The organism is Pseudomonas sp. PI1 (genome assembly GCF_000812405.1).
In the GTDB taxonomy this organism is placed as follows: Bacteria; Pseudomonadota; Gammaproteobacteria; order Pseudomonadales; family Pseudomonadaceae; genus Pseudomonas; species Pseudomonas citronellolis.
Genome location: NZ_JWMC01000018.1, coordinates 1 through 6,747, shown reverse-complemented (window position 1 = coordinate 6,747; position 6,747 = coordinate 1). Strand labels below are relative to the sequence as shown.

The 6,747-nt window shown below is 68.9% G+C and carries 4 protein-coding genes; 3 read left to right on the top strand and 1 reads right to left on the bottom strand.

Annotated features, from left to right (window positions below; genetic code table 11):
- The first annotated feature begins 664 nt into the window (after positions 1-664).
- Positions 665-3,391, top strand: coding sequence for a LuxR C-terminal-related transcriptional regulator (locus tag RN02_RS07970; protein ID WP_043314018.1), 2,727 nt, complete (start codon positions 665-667; stop codon positions 3,389-3,391).
- A 328-nt stretch (positions 3,392-3,719) separates the two neighbouring features.
- On the opposite strand, the gene RN02_RS07965 is transcribed toward RN02_RS07970, so the two are convergent.
- Positions 3,720-4,577: a hypothetical protein gene (locus RN02_RS07965; RefSeq protein ID WP_009616021.1), complete on the bottom strand. Its 858-nt coding sequence runs from the start codon at positions 4,575-4,577 to the stop codon at positions 3,720-3,722.
- Positions 4,578-4,667: 90 nt separating this feature from the next.
- On the opposite strand from RN02_RS07965, the gene RN02_RS07960 reads away from it, so the two are divergent.
- Together RN02_RS07960 and RN02_RS07955 are read left to right on the top strand one after the other, a co-directional pair.
- Entirely contained in the window at positions 4,668-5,330 is a 663-nt protein-coding gene (locus RN02_RS07960) for a TetR/AcrR family transcriptional regulator (RefSeq protein ID WP_043314017.1), read from the top strand.
- Between the two features lie 69 nt (positions 5,331-5,399).
- Positions 5,400-6,338, top strand: coding sequence for an alpha/beta fold hydrolase (locus tag RN02_RS07955; protein ID WP_043314016.1), 939 nt, complete (start codon positions 5,400-5,402; stop codon positions 6,336-6,338).
- Positions 6,339-6,747: the final 409 nt, after the last annotated feature.

The window sequence follows — 6,747 nt, the reverse complement described above, 5'->3', positions numbered from 1 at the left end:
AGCTTGGGCTCCTACTCGTGCTCGCAACACCGCGGACCTGCAGCTTGCCTCCCGTCGCTCTCACCTTCGATCCTATCGAAAGTCGCTGACACAAGCGGGCCCTGCCCGCGATTCGCGCGCAGGGCGCGCTCCTACAGGGGGACGGCGCAGGTGGGGCAGCGTAAGCGGATCTCATCCGCGATCCGCGCCGGAATACCCGACCATCGCGGACAAGGTCCGCTCCTACGCCCGTGCCATCCTGGAATTGTAGGAGCGAGCCCTGCCCGCGATTTCGCGCGCAGGGCGCGCTCCTACAGGGGGACGAGCCCCGTAGGATGGGTTGAGCGAAGCGATACCCATCACCACGGCAGCATGGGTTTCGCAGGCTCAACCCATCCTACGGAACACCTCGGCGCGGCTAGCCCATAGGCATCCCAACGCCCCGAAAACCGCGAACCCCGTTACCTTTCCGATGATTGGCGGATATTCCGGCTGTGAATACGGAATCCCCTGCCGATACAGAAGAGGATGTTCCGTCGGAATATGTCGTATTTATCTGAGAATGCTGAATTATTTAGTGGCAAAACGCCGGGTTATGTAACAAATTCGGCTTCAAATAGCCCGGTCGAGCTACTAGGCTCGGCTACGAAGGATCCCCCATAAGAACTAGAGCAAGCGCCAGGGCATGACCGACTTCTCGACTCTGCCACTCCCGCCGGAGAACGCCAGCCCGCCAGGCGGCAGCCGCTTCTATCGGCCGCCGCTGCCCGCCGGCTACGTCAGCCGCGCGCGGCTGTGCCAGCGCATGGGCGCGGGCCTGGGCGGGCGCCTGCTGCTGCTCTCGGCCCCGGCCGGGTTCGGCAAGAGTTCCCTGGCCATCGAGTTCTGCGAATCCCTGGCGCCGCACTGGCGCAGCCTGTGGCTGGGCCTGAGCGCGCGGGACAGCGACCCGGGGCGCTTCCTCGAACGCCTGCTGGAAGGGTTGCGCCTGTACCTCCCGGGGCTCGGCGACGACGCCATGGCGGTGCTGAAGATGCGCCAGCGCCACCAGCCGTTCGCCTTCGAGGCCTGGCTCGACGACCTGCTCGACGAACTGGCCGAGCGCCTGTCCGCCGAGGCGCCGCTGCTGCTGGTGCTGGACGACTACCACCTGGCCCAGGGCGCGGTGCTCGACCGCTGCCTGCAATTCCTTCTCAACCACCAGCCGCCCGGCCTGGTGCTGCTGGTCACCAGCCGCCAGCGCCCGGACTGGCACCTGGCGCGCCTGCGCCTGTCGCGCCAGTTGCTGGAACTCAGCGAGCAGGACCTGCGCCTGACCGCCGAGGAAACCGCCGCCCTGGTCTCGGCCAGCGGCACCCCGGCCAGCGAGGCGCTGGTCGAGCGCCTGATCGAACGCAGCGAGGGCTGGATCGCCGGCCTGCGCCTGTGGCTGCTGGCCCACCCCGAGGGCCTTGGCGGGCAGGGCTGCGACGCGCCGCTGAACGGCACCGAGGAACTGATCCGCGACTACCTGCTGGAAGAGGTGATCGACAAGCAGCCGCCGGAGGTCCAGGCCTTCCTGCTGCAGACGGCGCGCTTCGAACGCTTCTGCGGCGAACTGTGCGACGCCCTGCGCGACAGCCACGACAGCGCCGCCATCCTGCGCCACCTGCAGCGGCACCAGGTGTTCCTGGTGCCGCTGGACGAGCAGGGCCAGTGGTTCCGCTACCACCACCTGTTCTCCGACCTGCTGCTGGCCCGCGAACTGCCGGCCGACGGCCCTTCGGCGGGTTCGCTGCACCTGCGCGCCTGCCGTTGGTTCAGCTCCCGCGGGCTGCTCGACGAGGCGGTGGACCAGGCCCTGCGCGCCGGCCACCCGGAAGTGGCGGCGAGCCTGGTGCAGAGCCTGTCGGAAGAACAGCTGCTGGCCGAGCAGAACGTCGCCACCCTGCTGCGCTGGAAGATGGACCTGCCCGACAGCCTGCTGGCGAGCACGCCGCGGCTGATCGTGCTGTACAGCTGGGCCCTGGCCCTGGCCTGCCAGCTGGACGCCGCCGAGGAACTGGGCGCCCAGCTGGCGCGCTTCCTGCCCGCCGCCGACGCCGCCACCCAGGCCGACCTGCTGGCCCAGTGGCAGGCCCTGGCCGGCATCATCGCCCGCGGCCGTGGCGACATCGAAGGCGCCGAACGGCATTGCGCCGAGGCCCTGGCGCAGCTCCCGATGGAGCGCTCCGGGCCGCGCCTGATGTGCCTGTCGAGCCTGGCCAACCTGGCCATCGTGCGCGGCGACTCCTGGGGCGCCCGCGGCCTCAACCGCGAGGCCCTGGAGCTGGCGCAGCGCTTCGGCAACCCTTTGCTCGAAGCGCTGGTGCACTACGACCGCGCCCGCGGCCTGCAGGCCCGCGGCGAGGTCCTGCGCGCCAGCGAGGAACTGGAACAGGGCCTAGCGCGCCTGGCCGGGCAACCGGCGCACCGGCGCTACGCCGTGCGCGGCCGGCTGCTGATCTACCAGGGCTACCTGCGCGGCCTGGGCCTGCAAGGCGAGGAGGCACGCCAGAAACTGCGCGCCGGTATCGAGGAGGCCCGCGCCTGCCGCGACGTCAGCCTGGTGATCGGCTACTGCGCGCTGGCCGGCCTGGAAGGGCGCCAGGGCAACTACACCCAGGCCTTCGCCCAACTGGCCGAGGCCGAACGCCTGATGCACGTGTGGGACGTGCCGCCGGTTTACTACCTGTCGGTCATCACCCTGGTCAAATGCGAGCTGTGGCTGGCCCAGGGGCAACTGGAGCTGGCCTCGGCCTGGCTGGAGCGCCTGGGCGAAACCTACTCCGGGGCCAACCCGGCGACGCCGCCGGAGTGCCACCCGCAACTGCCGTACTACATCGAACTGCTGCAGGCGCAACTGGCCCGCCGCGAGGAGCGCCCGGCCGAGGCCGAGCGCCGCCTGCGCACGCTGATCGCTGCGGCCCAGCCGGCCGGGGCGCAGATGCCGGCGCGCCTGGCCCAGGCGCAACTGGCCGGCCTGCTGTTGCAGCAAGGCCGCGAACGCGAGGCCCGCGAAGCGCTGGACGCCTGCCTGCAAGGCGCCGTCGGCGGGGCGCTGCTGCCCTTGCAGGAACTGCTGGCCCAGGAGCCGGACTGGCTGCGCGAGCAACTGGAGCAGCGCGCGCCCTGTCCATTGCAACGCCTGCTGCTGCAACGCCTGCCGGCCCAGGCGGAACGCCCGGCCACCCTCGCCGACGGCCTCAGCGGCCGCGAGCTGGCGGTGCTGGAGCTGATCGCCCAGGGCCTATCCAACCAGGAAATCAGCGAGCGCCTGTTCATTTCGCTGCATACCGTGAAGAGCCATGCGCGGCACATCAACGACAAGCTCGGGGTGGAAAGGCGCACCCAGGCGGTGGCCCGGGCGAAGGTGTTGGGGTTGTTGCGTTAGCTTGGTTGCTTGGCTCTTCGTAGGAGCGAGCTTGCTCGCGAACGGGATTTACCGGCAGCAGCTGTGTTTCGGATCGACTCCGTTCCCTCTCCCCAGCCCTCTCCCTGAAGGGAGAGGGGGCTAGACCGTGCCGAGAGAAGGAATGGTTTTAGCCGGAAACCACCGCGCCTGCCGGCTGACTCGGGAAAACCAGACCACGCCGAACGATCCCCTCTCCCTTCAGGGAGAGGGTTAGGGAGAGGGCGCTCTTCAAGGCCAGCACCGAAGCCAACGGCAGAACACATTCGCGAGCAAGCTCGCTCCTACGAAGAGCTGCGATCCGCGCTATTTATTCCTTCGGCGGACTCAAATCCAACGCCTTCGGCGCCGGCGCGCCCTTCGCCGGCTTGGCCAGCTGGCGCTGCACGTCGGCCTGGATGCCCTGCAGCACCGGCAGCAGCTCGCGCATGTTTTCCCGCACTTCCGGGTAGGGATGCTTGTCGGCGAACGCCTGCACCCGCGCCAGCAGCTGGCCGCGGGTTTCGCCGGGCAGGTGGATGAACAGCTCCGGCAACTGCTTGGCCAGTTCGGCGCTGTACAGCACCAGGTCCTGGCGCTCGAACTGCGCGGTCAGGTCCAGGTAGTCCAGGGCGCTGCTGGTCAGCATCGCCGCCGCGGCCTTGGCTTCCTGCATGCCCTTCAGGCGTACCGGGTTGCGCTGTTCGCTCTGCGCCAGGGTCATCCAGAATTCCACCGTCAGGTTGAACAGGATGGCCTGCTCGCGCAGCGAATAGCTCATCAGGCCCAGGGCTTCTGCGCCGTAGGGCTGCTTGGCGGCGCGGAAGTCGAAGTACAGGCGCATCAGCTCCTTGAGCTTGAACAGCACCTCGCGCGCCTCGTTCTGGCGCAGCTCCAGCGGCGCGTAGATGTTCATCTGCGGGCGGAAGTTCTCCTCGCTGACCATGCGCTGGTAGATCGGCCCGGTGAATTCGCCGCTGCGCCGCGGCAGGCTGTTGGCCTGGGTTTCCTCGATCTTCTTCAGCGCGTCGATCAGCTGCTGGTAGTCCTCGCTGGTCCAGGTGCGCTGGATGTCCGGGATGCGCTGGCCGAGGTAGAACAGCTCGTTGCCGGCGGCTGCGGCGGGGCGGCAGACGACCAGCAAAAGGATGGCCAGCGGCCACAGCAGGCGGCGTGTTAGGGTCGGCACGAACGGGCTTTCCTTGCGCGGGAGCGGTCGGCCTAGGTTAGCGACGGGCGGGGCCGGCGTCACCCCGCGCCTTGGTTGGGTGGAGGGGGCATGACGATCCAGGAATCCGGCGCGGTGCTGGCGGTGTTCGAGGACCTCGGCGGCTACGGCGCCCTGGCGCGCCAGGAAGGCAGCGGCGAGGGGCCGCTGGTCAACCACCTGCAGCGCGCCAACATCCAGCTGGCGAGCATCCCGGTGTTCGTCGCCAAGGGCCTGGCCGAGACCACGGTGAACGACCTGCTGGCGGCGGCCGGCGTCTCGCGGCGCACCTTCTACAAGTACTTCGACGGCAAGCTCGACGTGCTCGAGGGCATCTACCGCACCGCCGTGCAGCTGCTGCTGATGCGCTTCCGCGAGATGCGCACCGCCACCGGCAGCAGCGAGGCCTGGCTGCGCGCCATGGTCGCGCGCTTCTTCGACTACCACCAGGCGGTGGGGCCGATCATCCGCCTGATGCACGAGGAAGCGTTACGCTCCGACTCACCCCTGGCCGCGCACCGCCGCCAGGCGCTGCACGAGTTGCAGGCGCTGCTGGAGGAACGCTTCGTCGGCGAGGGCGTCAAGCACGCGTCCCTGACCTACCAGGCGCTGCTCTGGGCCCTGGAGGCGGCCTCCCACGAACTGCTCGGCGGCGCCGTGCGGCCCGACCTGGAAGAGGTCAAGCGGGTACTCGGCGACCTGCTGGTCGACAGCCTCTGCAAGCGCACTACCTAGGTTGGGCGCAACGCGGCGGGGCGCTGTGCTCTGATCGGGCATCGACAACAACGCGCACCGGAGTGCCCCATGTCCGCAACCTACAGCCTGCAACCGCCGCTGGCGGCCGGCTTCGCCCGCCTGGGCTTCGGCGCCCTGCCGCTGGAAGCCCTGATCGACCGCTACGCGCCGGCCGAAGCCGGTTCGCGCTTCATCGAGGTGGACGGCTTCCCCATCCACTACCGCGACGAGGGCGGCCGCGACAAGCCGGTGCTGGTGCTGGTGCACGGGGTGATGGCGTCGCTGCACACCTGGGACGGCTGGGTGGCGGAGATGGCCCGGCACTTCCGCATCGTCCGCCTCGACGTGCCCGGCTTCGGCCTCACCGGCGGCGGCTGCGACCGCGACTACAGCGGCGAGCGCCTGGTGAAGGTGTTCGGCCTGTTCCTCGAACGCCTGGGGCTGGACAGGGTGTCCATCGCCGGCAACTCCCTGGGCGGCTACATCGCTTGGAACTACGCCCTGGCCCAGCCGCACAGGGTGGAGCGGCTGATCCTGGTCGACCCGGCCGGCTACCACATGCAGAAGGTGCCGCTGATGATCGCCAGCGCCGCGCTGCCCGGCGCCGGCCTGCTGATGCCGGCCTGGATGCCGCGCGCCCTGGTGGCCCAGGGGATCAGGGAGGTCTACGGCAACCCGCAGCGCATCCAGCCCGGGGTGGTCGACCGCTACTACGACATCAGCCGCCGCCCGGGCAACCGCCGCGCCATGATCGACATCTTCCGCGTGCTGGTGAAGGCCAACCGCGAGGAACTGCCGGGCACCCCGGCGCGGGTGGCGCAGCTCAAGGTACCGACGCTGCTGATGTGGGGCGAGCGCGACCGCTGGATTTCGCCGAAGCACGTGCCGCTGTGGCAGCGCGACCTGCCGGGCATCCAGGTGAAGACTTATCCCGGGGTGGGCCACATTCCCATGGAGGAAATCCCGCAGCAGACGGCGGCGGATGCGTTGCGCTTCCTGCATGCCTGATCGGGCCTGCGATGAAAAAGCCCCGGTTCGCCGGTAATGCTGTTCACTTAAGCGATAGGTAGTGGTTCAGCGAAGGTGCGACAGCCTGGCTTCGCTCCCTCACCCCAGCCCTCTCCCAAAGGGAGAGGGGGCTGTTCGGAGCGTGCGGGGAGTTCGGCGTCATCCCGGAACGCCTACCTCCTCTCGTCATTCCCGAGAACGCGAACCCTGGGTTCGCGAGCAAGCTCGCTCCTACGAAAAGCCAAAGCGCATTCGCTCTGGCTTTTGGACTTCCAGAGAAATACCCGAGCGCACCGGAACGCCCCTTCAGCAGGCCGAACGAAACCGGCGCTCAGGAGGTCATGCGACATGGATGTCGCGAGAGCCCCGATGGGCTACAGGGACGTACCCTCGGGGCGGGCCTCCGTGG